Here is a 21,414-nt window from a genome sequence, read left to right as displayed (position 1 = left end):
TTGGCCACCCGATTAGGTAGCGCTAACCCAAGCTTGCCGACTGAACCCCTCTTTGCGCAATGCTAGAAACAGGGCCAGATTGCAGCTGAAGTTAGTTTTTCGAGCCTTTTGTTACATGATGTTACGCAAGCCTTGATTTTGTTGCACGCTGTTACAAACACACAGATGGTGAGGACGGCATATTTGCCGAAGGGAGGCATATCGCATGGCGATTCCACGACTGCTTGTCGTCGATGATGACGCAGAAACGCGCAGCATGATGACCCAGTTTCTACAACAGAACGGGTTCATGGCGTTCCCCTGCGAGACCGAGGACACGATCCGTCACCACCTTAAAGGCGGCCGCGTGGACCTGATCCTGTTGGACGTGATGCTGGCGGATGAGAACGGCGTAGAGATCTGTGCACGCCTGCGTAAGGAACAGGACGTGCCCGTCATTCTGGTGTCCGCCCTGTCAGCTGATCACCACCGTATGAAAGGGTATGAGGTCGGCGCGGACGACTATATCGCCAAGCCCTTCAACCCCGAACTGCTGCTGGCCCGCGTGCGCGCCGTCTTGCACCGCGCCAATCGCAGCGCCTCGCTTGTTTATCGCCGCAGCGTGTCTGTCTTTCGCTTTGCCGGCTGGCACTATGATGCCAAACGGGACGAGGTGACCTCGCCGCAAGGCTATCAGGTTGCGCTGTCGCGCAAGGAAACCGCACTGCTAAAGGTCCTTCTGGCCAACCCGCACATCCCCCTGACCCGTGACGAAATCGCAAATGCCCTTGATGTCACCGGAGAGGCACAGGGAACCCCGCCCGAAGGCTCTGGCCGGGCCATCGACGTCCTTGTGGGACGTCTACGCGGCAAGATCGAGACCGACCCGAAATCCCCCGAACTTCTGCGCACCGAACGCGGCATCGGCTATGTCTTCACCGCCGATGTCACGACCGAGGACAGCGCATGAGCAAGGGGTTTCGTCTGCAAACCCTTGGGATCACGCTGGTCGTGGTCTCGTTCGCGATGGCCTTCATCTCGGCATGGATGTGGTTTGCGTCGAACCGCTCGTGGCAGGAACACCTGACCGGCAGCTATGTCACCGGCATCGCGCTTTATGAATCCCTGCGCACGGGTGCCGAGCCGCCTGAAGGCATCCACATCACTTCGCTGAACGCGATGGATGAAATTCTGGCCAGCCGTGGCGAGTTTTCGCGCCTGCCCGACATCCCCAAGCCCGCCTTCACCACCAATGTGTCAATCAAGGGTCCGGGCCGGGATCCGGTATCCGGCGAGACCCTGATCCTCGGTATCGTGTCCGAGAACCTGCAATATTCGGTGTCTGAACTTGTCTCGAACGAAGGCCAGCCTGCCGCCCAGAAGTTCGGCAATGTCACGCGCCTGCTCGCGACCTATTGCAGCGAACCAATCCTCTTTGCCCGCATGGGGACACAACCGTGGTTGCGCATCGACGGGCGCGCGGTCTGGGGCTGCGGCGCGGCACCTACGGATTTGCGCCTGCTAGCCGTTCTGATGTGTCTGGTGGCCTTAGCTATCCTTGCCACGGTGGTGCGCGACACCTCTGCCTATTTCGACCGCTTCGCGCGGGCGCTTCATAATCGGCGCCGTCTGGGCGGGCCGGAAAGCTATGCCGTGCAAGGGCCGGAAGAGCTGCGCGACATCGTTCTGGCGGTGAACAGCTATCTGGAGGATGAGCGCGCCCAACTGTCCAAGCGCGCGACCGTTCTATCCGGCGTTAGCCATGACCTTGGCACCCCTGCCACCCGCTTGCGCCTGCGTACCGCGCTGATCGAGGACGCCGATCTACGGGACAAGTTCGAGGCCGATATCGACAGCATGACCGAGATGATCGAAAGCGTGCTGACCTATACCCGCGCCGAGCTGAACGAAGAAAACCCGCGGCAAGTGTCCCTGACCTCTCTGATCGAAGCGCTCGTCGCGGATTACGAGGATCTGGGCCAGCCCGTCGCGATCCGCACGCTCGAGCGGCCCTCGGTCGAAGGGGGACGCTCGGTGTTTGCCGCCACACCCGGCCATGTGGCGCTGCCCGACATCCAACGCATCCTGATCACCGCCCGCCCCGTGTCCCTGAAACGCGCAATATCGAACCTGATCGAGAACGCGTTGAAATACGGTCGCCGCGCCACGGTCGAGCTGACGGCAAACGCCGATCACGCCACCATCGTGGTTGAGGATGAAGGGTCAGGTATGTCCGCCGACGATATCGAAGCCGTGGTGGCGCCGTTCAAGCGGGGGGAAAACACGCAAGCCGTGGATGGGTTCGGGCTGGGTCTGACAATCGTGGCAACGGTTGCTGAACAACATGGTGGGCGCCTCTACTTCGAAACGGGCGCGCATGGGTTGCGCGCCTGTCTTGAGATTTGCAGAAACTAAGGCCTTCTTAGTGCAACCGGTCGGTTTCAAAACGGGGAAGCAAAGGCAGTTCAGCGACGAAAGGCGCGTCCTGAGCTCCAGCAAGGTCGCGCAGGACCAAGGGACGGGGTTCGGCCACGTCTTGTCGCAAGAAATCGCGTAACTCCAACACCATGGCCGTGTTCGGCTCACCCAGATATTCGGTGACGTTGCCATTCCCTGCACGGATGGCGACATAGGGCTGTGCGCCTTGGATATCGCGCCACTTGCTAAACCCGGTGCCCGCGAAGATCCCTTCGAAATCAATGTCGGGATCGCTGCACAGGGCAGAGGAATGCACGACGACAGCAAACGCGCCGAAGTCCTTGGACGTGCGGTCCATGGCGGTTCCAAAACCGGTGTCGAGCAACACCTCGGGGTCCGGCAGCTCGCCCCCCCACGCACAGGTGTCTTCGTGGGCGATCTTCACCGGGGCCGCATCCGGGTTCAGACCCAAAAGCGTCATCCCACGATAGACATAGACGATTTCACCGCCCTGCGCCCGGTTGGATACATAACTTTCCCACGCATCTGCCCCGCCGGTAGAACGGATGACGAAGTCGCCGACAAGACCCGATGGCGACACCGCGCGCACCTCGTCCGCGTCAATCAACAATGTGTTGTTGTATAACTCACCAACAACGCTGTCGAAATAGGCTTGGTCCGGTCGCACCTGCGCGAACACGTTCTTCAGGCTGCCAAAGGGCAAGGTCACCCCATCGGCCAACGGAAATGACGTCAGGCCCGGGCTGCCAATGCTACCGACCAGCGCGCAGTATTCTGCGGGCATGCTCGTCTTGCGCCCTTCAAAAACACTGACCCGCGCGCAACGATCCACCCAGACAAACAGGTCGCCATACCACGTATCCAACAGCTTCCGTGGTAGTTTGTTGCCGTCGTCGAGATCATAGAGAATGTCCCGCACACGCAGATCGTCATTTAACTGGAAGATGGCGGGCAGCCGCACATAGCGTGTGCCCATATAGGCCTTTTCAGCCGCCTCATCGACCCGAATACCCGCATTCAGCTGGGGAAAGACTGCAAGGGATGACAGGAAGGTCCAATGGTCTTCCAGAAGCAGGTTCAGGTCGGCCGTCGTGGTCCGCAAGGACGGGGTCGGCCCCTGAAGGTCACGTCCATAGCCCATCGCGTCGACCTCGGCCCCCAGTAGCCCAAGGAAGGTCGGCGCAAGATCGAAGGTCGTGCCGGGTTTGTCGATCTTTCCGGGTTCGATCCCTGCCCCGAAGGCCATCACAAGGTTTGTGCGATCCGCGGCCTCAAGCGTATCCCAGACCGAGTTCGGTCGGGCCAGATGATCCGACATCACCAACAGGACTGTGTCTTCCATCGCGGGGCTTGCAAGGACGTGGCGGACAAACTCGCCCGCCATGTGGTCGGCACAATGCACCGCATTCAGGAAAGGGTTTTCGCCGTCCCTATAGGTGATGCCTTCACAGGTTTTAGAGACCGTGCCGCCCTGCGGGTGGTGGGTATCGACGGTCAGAAGAACCAGTCCGAAGGGCCTGTCGCGGGCGGCAAGCGTGTCGAACCGCTCTGCCCCAATCTTCAAAAGGGCATCATCATAGATCCCCCAAATGGACTTGTAATACGGGTCATCCAGCGCGCTATAGAGATCGTCTGCGCCCTCGACCGTGTCAAAACCGTGGGTTTCATAGAACGTCCCCCAGCCTGCGAACTCCAGCGACGAGCCGTGCATATACGTCATGTCATAGCCCGCGTCGCGCAGCAGATCCCCCATACAGGTCGCGGCAGGCAGGAACTCGTCCGAACCCGCGCCAGACCCGGCCAGCGGGATGCCGCATTGGCTGGCCACCATCGCGCCGATCGTCCAACTGGCCCAGGTGACCTGCGTCATGTCGGTGAAGCTAAGCGCCTGTTTCTCAAGTTCCAGCAAGTTCGGCGTCAGCCCGGGAAACAGGTCTTCGTCCATATAGGTGCGCTCGATCGACTCGAGATACAGCAGGACGACGTTCTTGTCGGTTCCTTTCGCGTCACGTTTGTCGATCGCAACATATTCCGGCGGCGGCGCAATCCGGTTCCCGCCGCCAAGCGCACCGATCCCGTATTTCCAAGCCAGATCGCTGACGTCCAGCACGGTCGGATTTACCGCAAACGCAGCCAGCAATGCCGCCATGCCGGCCAAAACCGGGGCTCGGCGCGGCGCATCATTTTTACGGGCGCGCATAAAGCGGAAGGCAAAATATGTCACGATCAGTGCGGCGACCACCAACAGCGCAACAACGACGATGACGGCGGTGAAGTCCTGCACCGTGGCGCCCTCCATCCCAGCGACAACATGGAAGAGGACGGATTCTTCAATGCCCGATCCGGTCAGGGCATTGACCCCATAGTATGTGACCAGAAAGAGCAGCAGAACCAGAATACTAGCGGAAAATCCGAGAGCCGCGCGGCGCGATGTAACCGCCTTGCGCAACAGCAAAAGGGCCAACAGGATCAATGTAATACTTATGGCCGTTGTCATACGCGTCCTTTCCCTTGATGAGATCCGCAAGCCTTGCGCCACTTCAGCAGCGCAACTTCGCTGCACCCGACGCATAATCTGCGCCAGTAAGTGATCGCCCAAACGGCGCGTCGTGTACGGCTCTAAGTTGCAAAGCCTATTGAGCACGACTGAATACGTCGAGTGGACGAAACGACCTACCCCTCGGTTGAAGCTAGGCATAGGGCGCGACCACTCACTATGATCTTGGTCAAATCAGGCTAAACGGCCCGCCCTTTGCCCAATTGATCCCCCCAGTGTATCGGCCTGCCCTAAAGGTTGGGAAACGAAGGATTAAAGATGGGATGTAAGCGTCACAAATCGGAAGGGATTGTCACGATGCTGCAGTATGCTTTTGCCCGTTGATTTAGAAGCCAGACATCAGAAACTAGGCATGTGTCTAGGAACCTAGTAGCGCCTCACCCTGTCCCTTGAGGCGCAGAAAGACCCCAAAGGCCTCTGAGAGTTTTGCGGACGCAAATTGTGGGAATTGTGGCTTCGCTGGGTGACCATTGGAAAACATTCTGAGCCGATGCTTACCCGGAAGGTCCGCTTACTGGGCGCCCATGTTTCATCAGCGTTCGTGCAGCTGACCAGAGGCGCGTCTCGCACGAGACGCAGCCACAGAGGCAGACCGCGCCCTTAGAGAATATGAGATCTTTCGGATGTTGTAGTGGTCTACCAAATCCTAAGGGACACGCCGTTCGACGCAATAGATTCCGTTCTTCGTAAGAGAAAAGGAGACCAAACCATCATACGCCACACCCTACACCCGCCTCTAGCCCCACATAAAACAGAGGGGTATCAACATGTTGGCGAAATGAGTGGTGCCCCCACACGGACTCGAACCGCGGACCTACTGATTACAAATCAGTTGCTCTACCAGCTGAGCTATAGGGGCACTCGGGGACGATCTACGTGCTTCTTTGGGAAGGTGCAAGCAAAATTCAGCGGCGGCTTGCGCGGGCCATCAGGGCGACGGCGCAAAGGCCGACGGCGATCACCATCAAGGCTGGCGGGGCTGCTTGTCCCAGTTGCTCAAGCGAGGCTTGCTCATAAACGCGCGTGGCCAGCGTGCCGTAGTTGAAGGGGCGCAAAAGCAGGGTGGCGGGTAGCTCTTTCACGCTGTCCACAAAGACCAGCAGAAGCGCGGTACCGACCGAGCCGCGTATCAATGGAAAATAGACCTCGGCCAGAGCACCGCGGGCCGAACGACCCAGCGAGCGGGCGGCCATTGGTATATTGGGCGAAACACGCTCGATCGCGGCGTCGGTGGCGCCTTGGGCAATCGCGAAGAACCGCACGCAATAGGCATAGATCACGGCAAAGGCGGTCCCGGTCATGACCAGACCCGGATCCCAGCCCGTGACGGCTAGAACCCCGTCCGCCATCGCGTTATCCGCAGCCGCCATAGGGATCAGGATGCCGATGCCCAGCACCGCCCCGGGGGCGGCATAACCGATGGTGGTCAACGGCATCAGTTTGCGGGCCAAGGCGCTGCCGGACAGTCGCACCCCGTAGACGAGGAACAGCGCTCCCAAGACGGTGACAAGGGCGGCAACGGACCCAACGGTCAGCGTGTGCACCAAAGCCGAGAGCAGTCCATTCGACAGCCAGTATTCCGGCTTGGCCAGCGCGTGCGAGAACAGCACGGCGACAGGCAACACGAAGCCGATCACGAAGGGAACAGCGCACAGGAACAGGGCTGCCAAACCGCCCAACCGCCCAAGCTGGCGCGGCTCTACGGGGCGGCTTTGACGAGACATGCGATAGAACCGGCTGCGCGAGCGACCCAGTTTTTCAAGCGCGGCCAGCAGGAAGACGAAGCCGAGGATGACCAAGGCGATTTGGGCCGCGCCCCCGGCATTATGGCTTTCCAGCCAGACCGTGAAAATTCCGGTGGTCAGGGTTTGCACGGCGAAGTAGTCGACGACACCAAAATCCGAGACCGTCTCCATCATCACGATGGCGACACCCGCTGCGATTGCAGGGCGTGCCAAGGGAAGGCCAACGCGCCAGAACCGGGCAAAGGGCCCTGCCCCCAAGGCACGGGCGACCTCGTAAGCATCAGCGGATTGCTCGCGAAACGCGGCGCGGGCCAGTAGGAAAACATATGGGTTCAGTGCGGCCGCCAGCACGACGATGGCGGCCCAGCGCGAGCGGATCTCGGGGAACCAGTAGTCGCGGGCACTCTCCCAACCAAACACGGCCCTCAGCCCAGTTTGAAGTGGCCCCGCATATTCCAGAAAGTCGACCAACGCATAGGCACCGACATAGGCGGGAATCGCCAAGGGCGTCAGCAAAAGCCACTCGAGCCAGCGCGCTCCGGGGAAGCGGTACATGGTGATCAACCATGCCGACCCGGTGCCAACGGCGGCTGACAGAAAACCCACGGAGAGCGAGATGATCACCGTGTTGGTCACATAGCGCGGCAAGGTCGTTGACATCAAATGTGGCCAGGCGTTTTCCTCGGGCGTCAGCGCCAGCCACAGGATCGACAGGATCGGCAGCAGGACCAGCGCGGCAATCGCAATTGCCCCGAGAGACCAAATATTTAGCCGATACCCAGCGCGTCTTGGCGCCTCTATCCGAGTCTTTTGCTCAACCATGTACCGGCTTTAACCTGAATTCTGTTTAACTGTCCAGAAATCCCCAGTATGTTTTACTGCGGCAGGGCAAGAGAACACAGGCGACACATGAAAATCGCAATCCATATCGGCGCACATTGCACAGATGACGACCTTTTGACGAAATCGCTTCTGAAGAACGCGGGTCAATTGTTCCAAGAAGGCGTCGCCGTCCCCGGTCCAACGCGCTATCGGAGGCTTCTGGGGCAGATTATGGTCAAGCTTAAGGGCAGCGTGGCCAGCACCGACACGCAAGACATGTTGATCGACGAACTGATTGATTCAAAAGAGGTGGAGCGGATCATCCTTGGCCATGAAAACTTACTTGGCGCGCATCACCGGGCAATTGAAGGCGGGCGTCTGTATCATTTGGCCGCTCGCAACACGTCTTGGCTGCGTAACCTGTTCCCTGACCATGACGTCAGCCTGTTCATCGGGATCAGCAACATGGCCAACTTCGTGCCCGACCTTGCCGCCCGTCTGGATGACGAGAAACGCGAGATGATGCTGGGTTCGGTAGATCCGCGCGATCTGTTCTGGGCAGACGTGATCGAAAATATTCGCGAGGCCAACCCCGATACGCCGATCACCGTCTGGTGCAACGAAGATACACCGCTGATCTGGCCCAATGTCATGCAGGTGATCTCGGGGATGGACAGTGAGGACAAGCTTGAACGCGGCAGCTTGGATATTCTGGAACGGATTACCAAGCCCGAAGGGATGAAGCGGCTGCGGACGTATTTGCACGAAAACCCCTTCCAGAACGAGGTGCACCGCCGAAGGATTCTTGCCGCGTTTTTGGACAAGTTTGCAAAGGACGGCGCGGTCGAGCACGAGATCGAGCTGCCGGGCTGGACGCAGGATCTGGTCGATGAGCTGACGAAAAACTACGAAAGCGACATCAAGGAAATCGCGAACATCCCCGGCGTCACCGTCCTGAGCCCATAAAAAAGGGGCCAAAAGGCCCCTTCCGATCCGATATGTAGCGCGCTTACATGCCCAGCGCTTCTTTATACATATCCAAAACCGCTTCTTCCTCGGCGATATCGTTGGCGTCGCGCTTGCGCAGCGCGATCACCTTGCGCATGACCTTGGTGTCATAGCCACGACCTTTGGCCTCGGCCATCACCTCTTTTTGCTGATCCGCAATGTCCTTCTTCTCCATGTCCAAACGCTCGATGCGTTCAATGAACTGGCGAAGCTCGTCTGCAGTGACGCGATAGCTGCTTTGGGTCTGATGATCGTCCATGGGGCCCTCTTACCTGTGATGATTGCCCGTGAAACGTGACAGGCGTTGTTGAGAACCGATTTAGCCCGACAGGGGACCACCTTCAAGACCTCTCAGGGCTTGCACAGCGGCATCCCGCGCGGTAGGCGCATGGGAACCAAAAAGGAGACCGCCATGGACTGGCTGATCATCGTAGGGGCAATCATGTCGGTTATCGGCCTTGCAGGGCTGGTGGCCAGCGCGTTGAAGGTCATGAAGGCCAAACGTGAAGGGCTGGAAGACGCCGAACTGCGCGCGCGCATTCAAAAGGCGATGGCGCTGAACATGGGCGCGCTGGGTCTGTCTGTGCTCGGCCTGATGTGCGTCATCCTGGGCGTGTCGCTGGGCTGACATACCGATGGGGCCGCGCTGGCCCCATCATTCGATTTAGGTAACCGGGGTCACAGATCCCCGAATTTCTTGCCGTTCTTGATCAGCTCGTCAAACAGTGGCGACGGCGCCCAAAAGCGCGGCTCTTCCGCCTGCCAGCCAGTCAGCGCGTTCTTCACAGCCAGCAGACCGGCCTGATCGGCCGCCATCATCGGGCCACCGCGATGGCGCGGGAAGCCGTAGCCATAAAGCAGCACCACATCCACATCGGACGGACGCAGCGCGACGCCTTCCGCCACAAGACGCGCGCCTTCGTTCGCCATGGCAAACAGGCAGCGCTCTTGGATTTCCTGCTGGGTGAAGCTGCGCGGGGTGATCCCTTGGATGCGGCGCTCTTCTTCAATGATCGCCAAGACGTCGGGGTTTTCGACCGGGCCGCCTTCTTGATCGTGGATGTAGTACCCCCGGCCCGTTTTCTGGCCGAACCAGCCTTGCTCGCAGATCTTGTCCCCAATCGAGACATAGCGATCTTCCGGCGCCCGCGTGGCGGCCAAACGCTTGCGCCGCGCCCACGAGATATCCAGCCCGGCCATGTCCAGCACCTGATATGGGCCGATCGGGAAGCCATAAGCGCGCATCGCCGCGTCAATCTGGGCCGGCGTCGCACCATCTTCCAGCATGAAATCTGCCGCCAAACGATAAGCCGCCAACACGCGGTTGCCGATAAAGCCGTCGGCCACCCCTGCCCGCACCGGCACTTTGCGTAGCTTACGGGCCAATTCAAATCCGGTCGCGACCACGTTGGGATCGGTCTTCTCGCCGACCACAATTTCCAGCAGCTTCATAATGTGCGCAGGCGAGAAGAAGTGATAGCCCACCACGTCCTGCGGACGCGAGATTGTCGCCGCCAGCGCGTCGATATCCAGATACGAGGTATTCGTCGCAAGAATCCCGCCCGGCTTCATAACCGCATCCAGTTGAGCGAACACGTTGCGTTTGACGTCCTCGTCTTCAAACACAGCCTCGATAATCAGATCGACTTGGGCCAGATCCTGCATGTTGGTGGTGCCGTTCAGGCGCGACAGACGCTCTTCTCCTGTGGCGGCATCAATGCGGCCCTTGGCGACCGATTTGTCATAGTTCGCAACGATACGCTGAACGCCGCGCTCCAAGCCCTCTTGATCGCGTTCGACCAGAACAACCGGAAACCCTGCATCCAGACAGGCAATCGCAATGCCCGCCCCCATGGTGCCAGCCCCGACCACACCGATGGAGGTGACCGGGCGCAACGTCGCGCCTTTCAACTCGGGCACTTTCGCAGCGCGACGTTCAGCGAAGAACGCATGGCGCATAGCGGTCGCCTCGGGGCCTGTTTCGCATTCATCAAAGGCCGCGCGCTCTTTGGCGATGCCGGCTTCGAACGGCAAGATCTGCGCGGCTTCGACACAGTTGATGATCTCGGCCACCGAGGGTTGCGGATCGTTTTTCATCTTCTCACGTCGGGCGGCGATGGCGTTCGCATATCCGACCGGATCTTGCAGACCCTCGGCGCGTGTACGCGTGGGCCGGGTCTTGCTGCCATCTGCGATCAGCTGCTCAGCCATAGTGACAGCGGCGCCCGCTACATCGTCATTCGCGATCTGGTCCACAAGGCCAAGGGTTAGCGCTTTTTGCGCCGGAATGGGCTTGCCCGTCAGCATCAGGTCCAAAGCGGCGTCGGCACCGACGATGCGCGGCACACGCTGCGTCCCGCCCCCGCCCGGAAGAACGCCCAGTTTCACCTCGGGAAGACCCATTTTTGCGCCCTTCAGCACGACGCGATAGTGGCACGCCAGCGCCAGCTCAAATCCGCCGCCAAGCGCGTTGCCATGTACGGCCGCAATCGTGGGTTTTGGGCTGTTTTCCAGCAAATCGCACACCTGCGACAGGATCGGCGTCTCGCGTGGTCGCCCGAACTCGCGCACATCCGCACCTGCCGGGAAGGTCCGCCCTGCGGCGGTCAGTACGATGGCCTTCACCGTATCGTCCGCGATCGCGGCCTGAATGGTCTCGGACAGGCCGGAACGTACCGCGTGGCTAAGGGCATTGACTGGCGGGTTTTCGATAGTGATGACCGCAACAGTGTTTTCGACGCGCAGGGTGACAGGCTCGGACATGGTTCCTCCGTAATCAGTTGCCCTTTAGGGGCAGAACAGGGGCAACCTTGTCAATGGCTGATGGCACCGTCACGCCATCTTTCCCGACCGTTTGGTCGGATTTGTCACAAAAAGTGACCGCGGCGCCCGCTTAAACGGGCATGTTGTCGAACAGGTCGTCGGAATCATCCTCTTCCAGTTCGCTCTCAAAACGGCGGATATCTTCGGGCACCGGCAGGCCCAGCTTGTCCAGCTCGGCGATCTTTTCGCGCAGCTGTTCTTGCAGAACGTGACGATCCTCGGGACGTTTTGCGATTTCGTCCAGGATCAAACTGATCGAGGCTTTAAGCTCTTCAAATGCCATTGCATCCTCTCCTTTATGCAATCAAATGGACGATCCCATCTGGGAAACGATCGCCGCCCCTCCACTGGCGGCGATCGTCCTTATGCGTGCTTTGCAGCGCAGTCGCGGCAGAAAGGCGTGTGCGGCAGCACGTTCAGCCGCTCGGCCGAGATTTCGTTGCCACATTCTACACAATAGCCAAACTCGCCCTCATCCATGCGGGCAAAAGCGGCCTGAATCATGGCGATTTCATTCTGGCCGGAATTCCCCAGGCCTTCCAAAACCTCATCTTCTTCGCGCTCAACTGCCAGTTCTTCCCAGTCCTTCGACTGGTGGCTGTCCAACTCGTCTTCAATCTCGTGAAGGCGCTTGTCCAATTCTTTCATCCGCGCGTTCAGAATATCACGGTACCTGTTCACATCTACCATAGCGTTCTCCTTTGCCCTGACTTTGAAGCGAGACAGGGCGCGTTGCATTGATACAGGTCAAGCAATTTCAGGCTTTAGGGGGTCGGCATATCTGCCTGTGCAGGGGGCGACGGCGCGGGTGCTGTGGTCGCACCCGCGAGCGACTGCTCAGGCATCATTGGCACCACGCGGGGATCGGTCGCGGGGCCAATTCGCAAAGCGCGCTGGCCGTGCATTCGCCCCAATCTGCAGGTGGTCACAACCTCATCGTCAGGATCCAGCAGCGCCACTTGACCAAGCGCCTGAAGCGGCACGGGGATCACCATTCCAACTTCCAGATTTGCCACGTCCGTGACGGGCAGATGGACCTGATGCAAGATTGCCCGAAGTTCAGCCCGACAGCTCATCGCTACGTCTGCGATTGTGTGCTCTGGCGCGTCCCCGTCGGTCGCAGGGCTTTGCTTGGTGCTGGCCGGGGCTTCGCACGGTAGGATCACGGTCAACACGCCCTGTTTTGCGCCACCCGCAAGATCCAGTTCGGCCCGAAACGTATGATAGTGAACGTTTGCCAGCGTCAAAGAAATCACTTCGGGATCCATAATCGGCAACGCATAGCGATAGCCCGAGACCTGAGGAACGATGTCCAGTTTCGCGCCATGCGCCTCGACCTCGAAACACTCCATCATGCGATCCACAAAATCGGCGCAGATGGCGGCATCTGTGCGCGTCGGCGCACGATCCGTGACCGCGGCTTTGGAAACGTTCCCGATGGTCTGCGCCTCGACCAGTCCAGCCATTAAATTAAGGTCCAGAACAGCCAGACCAAAACTGCTGTCCGGCCCTTCGACCAGACACAGAAGCGCGTTGTCTGGCAGATCACCCAACACCTCGTCCAGCACCGCCTTGCCTTGGTCGACTGACGACACCGCGATAAGAACACGCGCCACATCCTGCCCCGCGCGTCGCAGTGCATTGCCCAACGCCCCCGTCGCCGAGAGGCGCGGAATACCCGAAGACGGCTGCCCTGCCCCGGCTTTGCGTTGCAACACGCTGAATATGTCTGGATCGGCCATGTCAGTTCCACGCGATAGATCGCTTCGACACTGCCAAGACAAGGTTTATAAATGATTGATGTCTGACGGCCATGTGCGGCCAAATGGGGATTGCGTGCCAATTGGCAGGGTCACGCGGAACGCGGCGCCACTCTGCCCCGGCAGATAGGTGATGGACCCATCCAATTTGTCCATGATCTCGCGGCAAATGGCCAAGCCAAGGCCCGCACCGCCTGCGGCCGCCTGATCGGACAGGCGCGAGAACTTCTCGAAAATCATCGACTGGCTTTCCAAGGGCACACCACTGCCATTGTCGACGAAATCCACTTGCAGCCGCCCGCCGCGTTGGCGCACGCGGATCGCCAACCGCTTGTCCTTGGCATCGCAGTATTTCGCGGCGTTCGAAATCAGGTTGATGAACACCTGCGCCAGCCGGTCTGTATCCGTATACAGCGCCACCCCCTCGTCCGAACGATTGCGGTGGATATGCATCTTTTCCTGATCAATGACCGAGCTTGTGGCCGCAATCGCGCGGTCCAGCACATCGCGCATTACCTCACGCCGCGGATAGAGCTGCACCTGACCGTTCTCCAACACGCTGAGATCCAGAAGATCGTCCAAGAGCCGCGTCAGGCGCACGCTTTCGTCATGGATGATCGAGGCGTGTCGCGCGGCGGCCTCGGGATCATTCGCCCCTCCATCCCGCAGGATTTCCGAAAACGCTCGGATCGAGGTCATGGGCGTGCGCAATTCGTGGCTGATCTGGCTGAGGAACGCGTCCTTCTGGATCGACAGCTGGGTCAGCTTCTCGTTCACCTCGGACAACTGGCGCGCTGTGGTGGTCAGCTCCAACTGCTTGGCTTCCAGCTGCGAGGTCTGCTCCAGCATCTGCTGGGTTTCATCCGCCACGGCCAGCAGGTCATCCACCGACACGGTTGTGCCGCCCAAGATCTGCCCAATCATGGCGTGGGCGGTTGCGGTACCGACAAGACCCGATAGCTCGCGCTCCAATCGCCCAATGAAATCCGGGGTCGTGTCTGGCAGATAGCCCTGTTTCCCCTGCTGCTCCGCCTGCGCCTGAAACCACGCCTGCGCCTGATCCGAGCCCATGATTTCTTGCGCCATCACCAAAAGGTCTTCTGACGTGGCCGCGTTGAAACTGCGCCCCCGGGCCGGGCCGGATTGGTCCAGCACATTGACAAACTGGGCCGCTTGCAAACGCTCCAGCGGGCTGGGGAAGGACAGAAGCGAGACCGAGACGAACACCGAGCAGTTCAGGATCAAAGACCAAAACAGCGCGTGCACGACCGGGTCCAGCCCATCTACACCGAACAAGGCCTGCGGGCGCAGGGCCGCGATCCCCCACGGGCCGTCTGCCAACATCGAGGCGCTCATCACGCCCGCCTCGCCGAAGCTGGGCAAGAACAGCGTGTAGGCCCAAATGACAAAGCCCGTGATCAGGCCCGCCACGGCCCCGCTGCGCGACGCGCCGCGCCAGAACAACCCGCCGGCCATCGCGGGCAACACCTGCGCGACGCCTGCAAACGAGATCAGACCGATTGCCGCCAGCGCAGCCCCACCGCCAGAGATGCGGTAATAGAAATAGCCCAGCGCAAGGATGCCCACGATGGACAAGCGACGGGCTGAGAGCAGGATCTGACGGGCGTCTCGGTATTCTGACGCGTCCACGCCAAGCCGGGTCGACAGCCACAAAGGCATGATGATGTGGTTCGACACCATCGTCGCCAGCGCGATCGAGGCCACGATCACCATCGAGGTGGCCGAGCTGAAGCCGCCAAGGAAGGCCAGCATCGCCAGCCCGTCGCGCTCGAAGTACAGTGGCAGGGTCAGCACGAACAGGTCCGGGTTTTCGCCCTTCGGCAAGATCGCCAAGCCAACGACGGCGATGGGAATGACGAAAAGGCTCATCAGGAAAAGATACAGTGGGAACGCCCACGAGGCTGTGGCCAGCTGCCGTTCATCCACATTCTCGACCACCAGAACCTGGAACATGCGCGGAAGGGTCAGGAAGGCGGCTGCGGATAGGAAGGTCAGACCAACCCAGCGCCCGCCTTGCAGGGACCACGCGCCTTCTGGGGCGGCCTGAATGGCTTCATTCATCGCCGCCGAGATACCCTGCGCCCCGCCGCCAATGCCCCAGACCACGAAGATCCCGACCGCCATCAGCGCGACAAGCTTCACCACGGCCTCGACCGCGATGGCGGTGACCACGCCATGGTGCCGCTCGTTCACATCAAGGTTTCGCGTCCCAAAAAGGATTGTAAACAGGGCCAGCCCGCCGGCCACCCAGATGGCGGTCTGCTCAAGGTCTGGAATGACCCACCCCGCAGACCGGTCGCGGGCAAAGACGGCGAAGGACAGGGTCACGGATTGCAGTTGGAGCGCGATATAGGGCGTGGTGCCGATCACCGCGATCAGAGTCACCAACACGCCCAACAGGTTTGACTTGCCATAGCGGGACGACACCAAGTCGGCGATCGACGTCACACGCTGGCTGCGCCCTACCCGGACCAGTTTGCGCAGAAACCACCACCAACCGATCATCACCAAGGTCGGGCCAAGATAGATGGTCACGAACTCCAACCCCGAGCGCGCCGCGTATCCGACCGCGCCATAGAACGTCCACGCGGTACAATAAACCGACAGCGACAGCGTGTAGATCATCGGGGACGACAGGAACCGCACCTTGCTGCGCCGCGCGCGTTTGTCGGCCACAAACGCCACCAGAAACAGCATGATGACATACAGGAAGCAGACCCCGACAAGCGTGTTGAATGTCAGCATCAGCGCGTTCCTGCGGGATCTTCTGACGGTCGAACGGGTTTAGATTGGGGTCCGGTGGATTGTTGTTCTGAATCACGCCCGAGATGACGGGCCAACAACATCGCAAACAGGATCAGAAAGAACCAAGACGAAAAGACAAAGGCAAGGCGCACATTTCCGATCGCCCCCCCAACCATCAGGGGCAGTAGGAACAGGACCACACCCAGCAGGGGCAGCAGTCGCGCGGCATCCTCAACCCGGCGCCGGCGATAGCTTTGGCGCGCCAGAAAAAGGGGTTCACGCGGAGACCTCATACGCGGTCAGCCTCCGACCAGCTCGCGCAGGTTGGTCAGCATTTCTGAGTTCGAGAAGGGTTTGGTCATGAACCGATTCACACCCAGCCGCTCGGCAAGATCGCGGTCCGTTTTCTGCCCGCGTGCGGTCAGCATCAGAACCGGAAGCGCGCGGGTGTCATCGGCACTGCGCAGGTCCTGCAGAATGTCATAGCCCGACTTGCCGGGCAGCATCACGTCAAGGATCAGAACATCGGGTTTGGCGTCGCGCACCGCCTGAACCGCAGTGGTGCCACTGGCGTGGGTTGAAACGCTCCAGCCATCGCGACTTAGGATAAAGCTGATGGCCTCGGCGATGTTCGGTTCATCCTCGATGACCAGCACCTGTTTTGTCATAAGCCCCTCCCCCGGGATGCGGCGTGTCCGCACCGTCCCGCGACTATCGCCAAGATCATGGCCGCAATCAAGTAAAACACGCCCAAACGGCAGGGATGCGTCCTTGAAATAACGGCAAAATTACCCTGCCGACAGGATCGTCGCCTCGCGGCGGGCGGCACAATCGGTGCGTGGACACACCCGACAGGTGGAACCGACCTCGATCGGAGTGGCGTGGGACAGCGCATCTCCATCCAGCGCGTCGTCCAACTCGCGGATCAGCATATAAGCCTCATAGACGGGTGGGCGGTCAAAAGACGGCGCATCCTGCTGCACGCACACCGCCTGACAGACATGGCGACGCCGCGCGCCGCCGGGCTGACGGACCACGGCACGAATGGGGCGTTCTGGCTGCGCCAAAGCTTGGAACAACGGCCAGTACGGGCAGGCAGCGCCAAAACGCGGCAAGGCAAACCCCGGGACAGCTTTGCGGACCACCAAGGCACCCGCGCCATCGCAACTGATCAACCCGGCGACAGTTCCATCCGAGATCGGCGGCAAAAAGGCGATGCGTCGCATGACAGACGGCAAGGATTGCCGGAACTCGCGGGCCAGAGCCGCCGGATCCCACCTATGCGCCGTGCGCGCGGTCTGGAAGGCCTGCATGGGCATCGCTTCTGCATCCCGCACATATTGCAGCAAAAATTGCCGCGCCATGTCCTGCGCCTCGCGCGAGGTCAGCGCGGAACTGTCCGCAATCACCGCCGCAATGGCCTGATCGCGCGCACCAGCCTTCCACGCAGATGGGGCTTCAAGGTCTGGGAAGAAGTGCTCATTGGCGCCCAGAAATGTCGCCAGCTCTTCCGACGGCCCGATGGGGACAACCTCTTCGCTGCTGCCTGCATCCAGAAACTCGACCAGACCCTGCGCGGCACTGGACAGGCGCATCCCTTCGTCCCGCATGTTTCGCAGGAAGCGATCCTGCCATTCCTGATCAACCTCGCCACCGCCGGAAAGAATGGCGGCGGTCGAGCGGATGGCCGTCACCGCCGAGATTACTTCGTGCAGAGACGCAGCCAGTTCGGGGTCATGGGTCAGGCGATCCGACAGTGCCTCGACCATCTGTTCAAGTTCTTGGATCCGCTGGTTCTGCGCCATAACCAACGACGCCCAACCGGGAAATCGCCCTGCAAAATCCTCGGACCGGTCGAGCTCGGCCTGCGCTTGCGGCAGTCGTTTATCCGCCTCACTCAATGCGCCCAAAAGAGCTGCCTCGGCGCCTTCCGCCAGCACGGCTGGGTCGGTCTTCAACGCCTTTGCAAGCGCCTCGAGCAGACTATCGCCCACGCGACGACGGTTATGCTCGATCAGGTTCAGATAGGCCGCGGAAATCCCGACATCCTTGGCAAGCGCAGCCTGTTTCAGGCCCAGCACAAGCCTGCGTTCGCGAATTCGGCTTCCTGTCAGTCTGGAATGTGGCATAGGTCGTCACCTTGCAATGCGTTTATGGAGTTTGGCAGCGTTTTCAAATTACGCCACCTCCACCGAAGTGAGTTTACAAAAAGATCACGCCTTTGTAGCGCCTTAACACGCAATTTTCAAATGTGAACATGGGCGCACGACTACGTTAACAAACCCAAAGGAGACATCACCCAAATCAGGTGGCAATTTCCCGCCGGGTTCTAGCCGCACTGCGCCGAAATGTGCGCTTGGCCTTCAAATCCACTAGGAAGTGTATGAAAACAGCCTTTCATTCTGGAGGACAACATGAAGAAATCTGTATTGACCCTCGCCTGTGTGGCCTCGCTGGCGCTGACCGCCTGTATGAGCCGCCCCCTGACCGATCAGGAAAAAACTATCGTCGGCGGTGTTGCCGGGATCACCGCTGGCTTGATCACCGCAAACGCCATTGGCGCCAATAAAAATTGGACGGTACTGGCATCGCTGGGCGGCGCTGCCGCTGGCATCATGGTGGCCCGCAACTATCACACCAATATGTGCGCCTATTCGAATGGTGACGGTACCTATCGCCAAGAGCCCTGCCCGGTCTGATCAGGACAGCATGACACACAAGAAGGCGCGCCCGATACGGCGCGCCTTTATTTCTATTCACACAGCTTGCGCAGCTCGGTTTTCAGCACTTTGCCATAGTTGTTCTTGGGCAATTCAGGCAGCGCAGCATAGGCTTTGGGCCGTTTGAAGCGGGCAATATTTTCAAGACAATGCGCGTCCAGCGTGGCCTCGTCCAATACAGCCCCTTCGGCCAACACAACAAACGCCACAACGTCTTCGCCCCATTCCGCGCTGGGGCGCCCCACCACGCTGACCTCGCGCACATCCGGGTGGGTCAACAGCGCCTCTTCCACCTCACGCGGGTAGATATTTGTCCCGCCCGAGATGATCACGTCCTTCGACCGATCCCGCATGGTCAGATAGCCGTCCTCGTCCAGAAACCCCATGTCTCCGGTCATCAGCCAGCCGTCCACCAGCGTTTTCGCGGTGGCCTCAGGATTATTCCAATAGCCGGGCATGACGGGGGTGCCGCGCACCATGATCTCGCCCACCTCGCCGGGGGGCAAGGGCTGGCCAGCTTCGTCCCCGATCCGCAGTTCGACCACGCTTTGCGCCCGCCCGACCGAGGCCAGACGGTCACGCCACCGCGGATGCGAGCGGTCTGCGACCTCACCCCGTGACAGGGCCGTGATTGCCATCGGGCATTCGCCTTGCCCGTAAATTTGCACGAAGCGCGGGCCGAACCAGTCGACGGCGTCTTCAATATCCGCCAGATACATGGGTCCGCCGCCATAGACGATGGTTTTGATCCCCTCGCCGCGCCGCCCCGCCGCCTTCGCAATATCTGTAAACCGCCGCACCATCGTGGGCGCCATGAACATCTGAAGCGGGCCTTGTGCCTCCGCCGTGTCCAAAAGCTCAATCTCGTCAAATCCGCCCGAAGCAGGCGTGATGTGTCGCGCCCCGCGCGCCACGTGGATCGGTGAATAGATCCCGGCCCCGTGGCTCATCGGCGCCATATAGAAGACCCCATCATCGGGCGAAACGTCGTCGCAATCCAACAAATAGGACAAAGAGGTCGAGCGGATCATCTCGTGACTGATATAGACGCCTTTGGGCTGCCCGGTTGTACCGGACGTATAGAACAGCCACGCTAAGTCAGGTCCCGCGCGCTCGGCCACCGGCAGCGGCTCGTGCATGAACAGCTCGACAAATTCAGGGCGTTCGACGCGCACAAGGGGCACATCGGCCACGTCGGCAAGCCCATCAGCCAAGTCATCCGTCACCAAGACCAGCTTGGCGCCCGAGTTCTCGACGATAAAAGCGGCCTCTTTCGGGTGCAGCTTGGCGTTGATCGGCACCACTGCCGCACCCAGCCCCCACACGCCGTAGAATCCCAACAGGTATTGCGGACAGTTCTTCATGAACAGGGCAACGCGGTCGCCCGGACCGACGCCACGCGCGGCCAAACCTGCCGCCAGCCCCTGTGCAGCCCGGAAAAACCCATCATAGGTAAAGACCTGCTCGGCCCCGCGAAACACTGCTGGCCGGTCGCCATGCACTTGTGCTGTACGCTCTAGCCAATGCGCCAGATTCATGAGACCTCCCTTTCATCACGATCGACCAAACGACTATCGGACGATAAATTGTATCCTCGCAAGCCCCGTAGAACTACGCAACTGTTTGAATTGTCGTCAAAGCTTTGGCAGAGTGGGGCCATGACGCAGATGGATCTTGCCTTCATGTACGCGCCCACGGGGCTTGCGCTGACCGAAAACAGGATCGTGCGCCAATGCAACTTGCGCTTTGCCGAGATGTTCGGGGCCGAGGTCGACAGCTTCAAAGACATGCCACTGGAACGGCTGTACCCGTCACTGAAAGACTATGAAAAAGTGGCGCGAGTCGGGGGCGATATCCTGCGTGAAACCGGACGCTATGAAGACGAGCGCGTGATGCGACGGCTGGATGGCGACATGTTCTGGTGTCGCGTACGCGGCACCAGCTTGACGCCTGACGACCCGTTCCGCCAAGGCGTTTGGAGCTTTGCCGACCTATCGGCCGAACGCCCTGTGGTCGAACTGACGCCCCGCGAACGCGACGTGGCCATCCTGACCTGTCAGGGCAAGACGTCGAAAGAAATCGGCCTGTCGCTGGGACTGAGCTATCGCACGGTCGAAGCACATCGCGCGCGGCTGTTGCAAAAGTTCGGCGCCCGCAAACTGCCCGAGCTTGTGGCGAAGTTCTCGGGCATGCCGCTGTAAGACTTCGTTTAGACCGGGTTAACCTTCGTGAACATTTTCCACCAGATCTTAAGCCTCTGGCAACTTTTGGCTGGATAAACTGCCACATGGTGGGGGCTCCGCAAGTCACGGAGCTTGAAATGGAATTTACAGTACCGTCCCCCTTGGGGGCGCAGGCCACATTGATGGCGCAGAGGCCAATACGTCCGGCCCCTGACCCGAACCGCGTGGAAAAATCGCCCGCAGCCGGTGAAACCCGCGCGGATGCCCATAACACGCAGGAACATGGCAACACGCAGGCGCTGACCGACGACCGAGAACGCAATGCAATCGAGCCACCCCCGGACCCGAACCAGCCGGTCGGGCCGCCACCCACCTTTCAGATGAACGTGCTGGAAATGGAGCGCGAGTTGCACCAGCGTCTCGCGCAGATCGAACTGGCACGGTCTCTGTCTGAGGGCCAAGAATCCCAGCCTGAACAACTCACCGAGGTGGACGAGGCGACTGATGCGCCCGAGATCCTTCAGGACGACAGCTCCCCTCAAACTGACGACCCGATTTCGGCGGAGGTTACCAAGAATTCCTGACAGATATCGGGCGATTCTCCAATTTCGC

General features: G+C 60.1%; 18 protein-coding genes and 1 tRNA gene. 7 read left to right on the top strand and 12 right to left on the bottom strand.

The features are described from left to right. The first annotated feature begins 205 nt into the window (after positions 1–205). Positions 206–949 (top strand): response regulator transcription factor, encoded by a 744-nt coding sequence (locus tag Q0677_RS08865; protein ID WP_298908598.1) that lies wholly within the window; start codon positions 206–208, stop codon positions 947–949. Continuing rightward, positions 946–2,394: a HAMP domain-containing sensor histidine kinase gene (locus Q0677_RS08860; RefSeq protein WP_298908595.1), complete on the top strand. Its 1,449-nt coding sequence runs from the start codon at positions 946–948 to the stop codon at positions 2,392–2,394. Before Q0677_RS08865 ends, Q0677_RS08860 begins: the two co-directional genes overlap by 4 nt. A 7-nt stretch (positions 2,395–2,401) precedes the next feature. On the opposite strand, the gene Q0677_RS08855 is transcribed toward Q0677_RS08860, so the two are convergent. The 3 genes from Q0677_RS08855 to Q0677_RS08845 form a co-directional block, all read right to left on the bottom strand. Further along, positions 2,402–4,915, bottom strand: a complete 2,514-nt coding sequence (locus Q0677_RS08855; protein ID WP_298908593.1) for a sulfatase-like hydrolase/transferase — start codon at positions 4,913–4,915, stop codon at positions 2,402–2,404. Positions 4,916–5,758: 843 nt separating this feature from the next. Continuing rightward, positions 5,759–5,834, bottom strand: a tRNA-Thr gene (locus Q0677_RS08850). Positions 5,835–5,880: 46 nt separating this feature from the next. Beyond that, positions 5,881–7,542: an iron ABC transporter permease gene (locus Q0677_RS08845; protein ID WP_298908591.1), complete on the bottom strand. Its 1,662-nt coding sequence runs from the start codon at positions 7,540–7,542 to the stop codon at positions 5,881–5,883. A gap of 87 nt (positions 7,543–7,629) precedes the next feature. Between Q0677_RS08845 and Q0677_RS08840 the strand changes: the two genes are divergently transcribed. Continuing rightward, positions 7,630–8,508 carry a hypothetical protein gene (locus Q0677_RS08840; protein ID WP_298908588.1) on the top strand — a complete coding sequence of 293 codons (879 nt, stop codon included), beginning with the start codon at positions 7,630–7,632 and terminating at the stop codon, positions 8,506–8,508. A gap of 43 nt (positions 8,509–8,551) precedes the next feature. Here the strand turns inward: Q0677_RS08840 and Q0677_RS08835 are convergent, their stop codons facing one another. Beyond that, a complete protein-coding gene (locus Q0677_RS08835) occupies positions 8,552–8,809 on the bottom strand; it encodes a DUF2312 domain-containing protein (protein ID WP_247094318.1) in 258 nt (85 codons plus the stop codon). Positions 8,810–8,962: 153 nt separating this feature from the next. Between Q0677_RS08835 and Q0677_RS08830 the strand changes: the two genes are divergently transcribed. Further along, complete coding sequence (locus tag Q0677_RS08830; protein ID WP_133489636.1) at positions 8,963–9,178, top strand: hypothetical protein; 216 nt, start codon at positions 8,963–8,965, stop codon at positions 9,176–9,178. 50 nt (positions 9,179–9,228) lie between these two features. On the opposite strand, the gene Q0677_RS08825 is transcribed toward Q0677_RS08830, so the two are convergent. From Q0677_RS08825 to Q0677_RS08795, 7 genes are all read right to left on the bottom strand, one after another. Beyond that, on the bottom strand, positions 9,229–11,313 hold the full coding sequence (locus Q0677_RS08825) for a 3-hydroxyacyl-CoA dehydrogenase NAD-binding domain-containing protein (RefSeq protein WP_298908581.1): 2,085 nt from the start codon (positions 11,311–11,313) through the stop codon (positions 9,229–9,231). A 130-nt stretch (positions 11,314–11,443) separates the two neighbouring features. Continuing rightward, complete coding sequence (locus Q0677_RS08820) at positions 11,444–11,656, bottom strand: hypothetical protein (protein WP_133489634.1); 213 nt, start codon at positions 11,654–11,656, stop codon at positions 11,444–11,446. 80 nt (positions 11,657–11,736) lie between these two features. After that, positions 11,737–12,063: a TraR/DksA family transcriptional regulator gene (locus tag Q0677_RS08815; protein ID WP_133489633.1), complete on the bottom strand. Its 327-nt coding sequence runs from the start codon at positions 12,061–12,063 to the stop codon at positions 11,737–11,739. A 74-nt stretch (positions 12,064–12,137) separates the two neighbouring features. Further along, positions 12,138–13,115 carry a FliM/FliN family flagellar motor switch protein gene (locus Q0677_RS08810; protein WP_298908572.1) on the bottom strand — a complete coding sequence of 326 codons (978 nt, stop codon included), beginning with the start codon at positions 13,113–13,115 and terminating at the stop codon, positions 12,138–12,140. A 45-nt stretch (positions 13,116–13,160) separates the two neighbouring features. After that, positions 13,161–15,899 (bottom strand): ATP-binding protein, encoded by a 2,739-nt coding sequence (locus tag Q0677_RS08805; RefSeq protein ID WP_298908570.1) that lies wholly within the window; start codon positions 15,897–15,899, stop codon positions 13,161–13,163. A 299-nt stretch (positions 15,900–16,198) separates the two neighbouring features. After that, on the bottom strand, positions 16,199–16,567 hold the full coding sequence (locus Q0677_RS08800; RefSeq protein ID WP_282182864.1) for a response regulator: 369 nt from the start codon (positions 16,565–16,567) through the stop codon (positions 16,199–16,201). Between the two features lie 120 nt (positions 16,568–16,687). After that, positions 16,688–18,028 carry a short-chain fatty acyl-CoA regulator family protein gene (locus Q0677_RS08795; RefSeq protein ID WP_298908566.1) on the bottom strand — a complete coding sequence of 447 codons (1,341 nt, stop codon included), beginning with the start codon at positions 18,026–18,028 and terminating at the stop codon, positions 16,688–16,690. A 285-nt stretch (positions 18,029–18,313) separates the two neighbouring features. Between Q0677_RS08795 and Q0677_RS08790 the strand changes: the two genes are divergently transcribed. After that, entirely contained in the window at positions 18,314–18,598 is a 285-nt protein-coding gene (locus Q0677_RS08790) for a glucose-6-phosphate isomerase (protein ID WP_298908564.1), read from the top strand. A 53-nt stretch (positions 18,599–18,651) separates the two neighbouring features. Here Q0677_RS08790 and Q0677_RS08785 read toward each other — a convergent pair whose 3' ends face one another. Beyond that, positions 18,652–20,157, bottom strand: coding sequence for an AMP-binding protein (locus Q0677_RS08785; protein ID WP_298908561.1), 1,506 nt, complete (start codon positions 20,155–20,157; stop codon positions 18,652–18,654). Between the two features lie 120 nt (positions 20,158–20,277). Between Q0677_RS08785 and Q0677_RS08780 the strand changes: the two genes are divergently transcribed. Next, the gene (locus Q0677_RS08780; RefSeq protein WP_133489625.1) at positions 20,278–20,820 is read left to right on the top strand and encodes a helix-turn-helix transcriptional regulator; all 543 of its coding nucleotides are present in this window, start codon (positions 20,278–20,280) and stop codon (positions 20,818–20,820) included. 119 nt (positions 20,821–20,939) lie between these two features. Continuing rightward, positions 20,940–21,386 carry a hypothetical protein gene (locus tag Q0677_RS08775; protein ID WP_298908556.1) on the top strand — a complete coding sequence of 149 codons (447 nt, stop codon included), beginning with the start codon at positions 20,940–20,942 and terminating at the stop codon, positions 21,384–21,386. Positions 21,387–21,414 lie beyond the last annotated feature (28 nt).

Source organism: uncultured Aliiroseovarius sp., assembly GCF_947492455.1.
GTDB lineage: Bacteria > Pseudomonadota > Alphaproteobacteria > Rhodobacterales > Rhodobacteraceae > Aliiroseovarius.
Note: the sequence above shows the minus strand (reverse complement) of the source record. Positions and strands in the feature narration are given on the sequence as shown.

Excerpts from the sequence above, each read along its gene's own strand:
- Q0677_RS08865 (WP_298908598.1), top strand. The coding sequence starts at position 206 with ATGGCGATTCCACGACTGCTTGTCGTCGATGATGACGCAGAAACGCGC.
- Q0677_RS08860 (WP_298908595.1), top strand. The coding sequence starts at position 946 with ATGAGCAAGGGGTTTCGTCTGCAAACCCTTGGGATCACGCTGGTCGTG.
- Q0677_RS08855 (WP_298908593.1), bottom strand. The coding sequence starts at position 4,915 with ATGACAACGGCCATAAGTATTACATTGATCCTGTTGGCCCTTTTGCTG.
- Q0677_RS08845 (WP_298908591.1), bottom strand. The coding sequence starts at position 7,542 with ATGGTTGAGCAAAAGACTCGGATAGAGGCGCCAAGACGCGCTGGGTAT.
- Q0677_RS08840 (WP_298908588.1), top strand. The coding sequence starts at position 7,630 with ATGAAAATCGCAATCCATATCGGCGCACATTGCACAGATGACGACCTT.
- Q0677_RS08835 (WP_247094318.1), bottom strand. The coding sequence starts at position 8,809 with ATGGACGATCATCAGACCCAAAGCAGCTATCGCGTCACTGCAGACGAG.
- Q0677_RS08830 (WP_133489636.1), top strand. The coding sequence starts at position 8,963 with ATGGACTGGCTGATCATCGTAGGGGCAATCATGTCGGTTATCGGCCTT.
- Q0677_RS08825 (WP_298908581.1), bottom strand. The coding sequence starts at position 11,313 with ATGTCCGAGCCTGTCACCCTGCGCGTCGAAAACACTGTTGCGGTCATC.
- Q0677_RS08820 (WP_133489634.1), bottom strand. The coding sequence starts at position 11,656 with ATGGCATTTGAAGAGCTTAAAGCCTCGATCAGTTTGATCCTGGACGAA.
- Q0677_RS08815 (WP_133489633.1), bottom strand. The coding sequence starts at position 12,063 with ATGGTAGATGTGAACAGGTACCGTGATATTCTGAACGCGCGGATGAAA.
- Q0677_RS08810 (WP_298908572.1), bottom strand. The coding sequence starts at position 13,115 with ATGGCCGATCCAGACATATTCAGCGTGTTGCAACGCAAAGCCGGGGCA.
- Q0677_RS08805 (WP_298908570.1), bottom strand. The coding sequence starts at position 15,899 with ATGCTGACATTCAACACGCTTGTCGGGGTCTGCTTCCTGTATGTCATC.
- Q0677_RS08800 (WP_282182864.1), bottom strand. The coding sequence starts at position 16,567 with ATGACAAAACAGGTGCTGGTCATCGAGGATGAACCGAACATCGCCGAG.
- Q0677_RS08795 (WP_298908566.1), bottom strand. The coding sequence starts at position 18,028 with ATGCCACATTCCAGACTGACAGGAAGCCGAATTCGCGAACGCAGGCTT.
- Q0677_RS08790 (WP_298908564.1), top strand. The coding sequence starts at position 18,314 with ATGAAGAAATCTGTATTGACCCTCGCCTGTGTGGCCTCGCTGGCGCTG.
- Q0677_RS08785 (WP_298908561.1), bottom strand. The coding sequence starts at position 20,157 with ATGAATCTGGCGCATTGGCTAGAGCGTACAGCACAAGTGCATGGCGAC.
- Q0677_RS08780 (WP_133489625.1), top strand. The coding sequence starts at position 20,278 with ATGACGCAGATGGATCTTGCCTTCATGTACGCGCCCACGGGGCTTGCG.
- Q0677_RS08775 (WP_298908556.1), top strand. The coding sequence starts at position 20,940 with ATGGAATTTACAGTACCGTCCCCCTTGGGGGCGCAGGCCACATTGATG.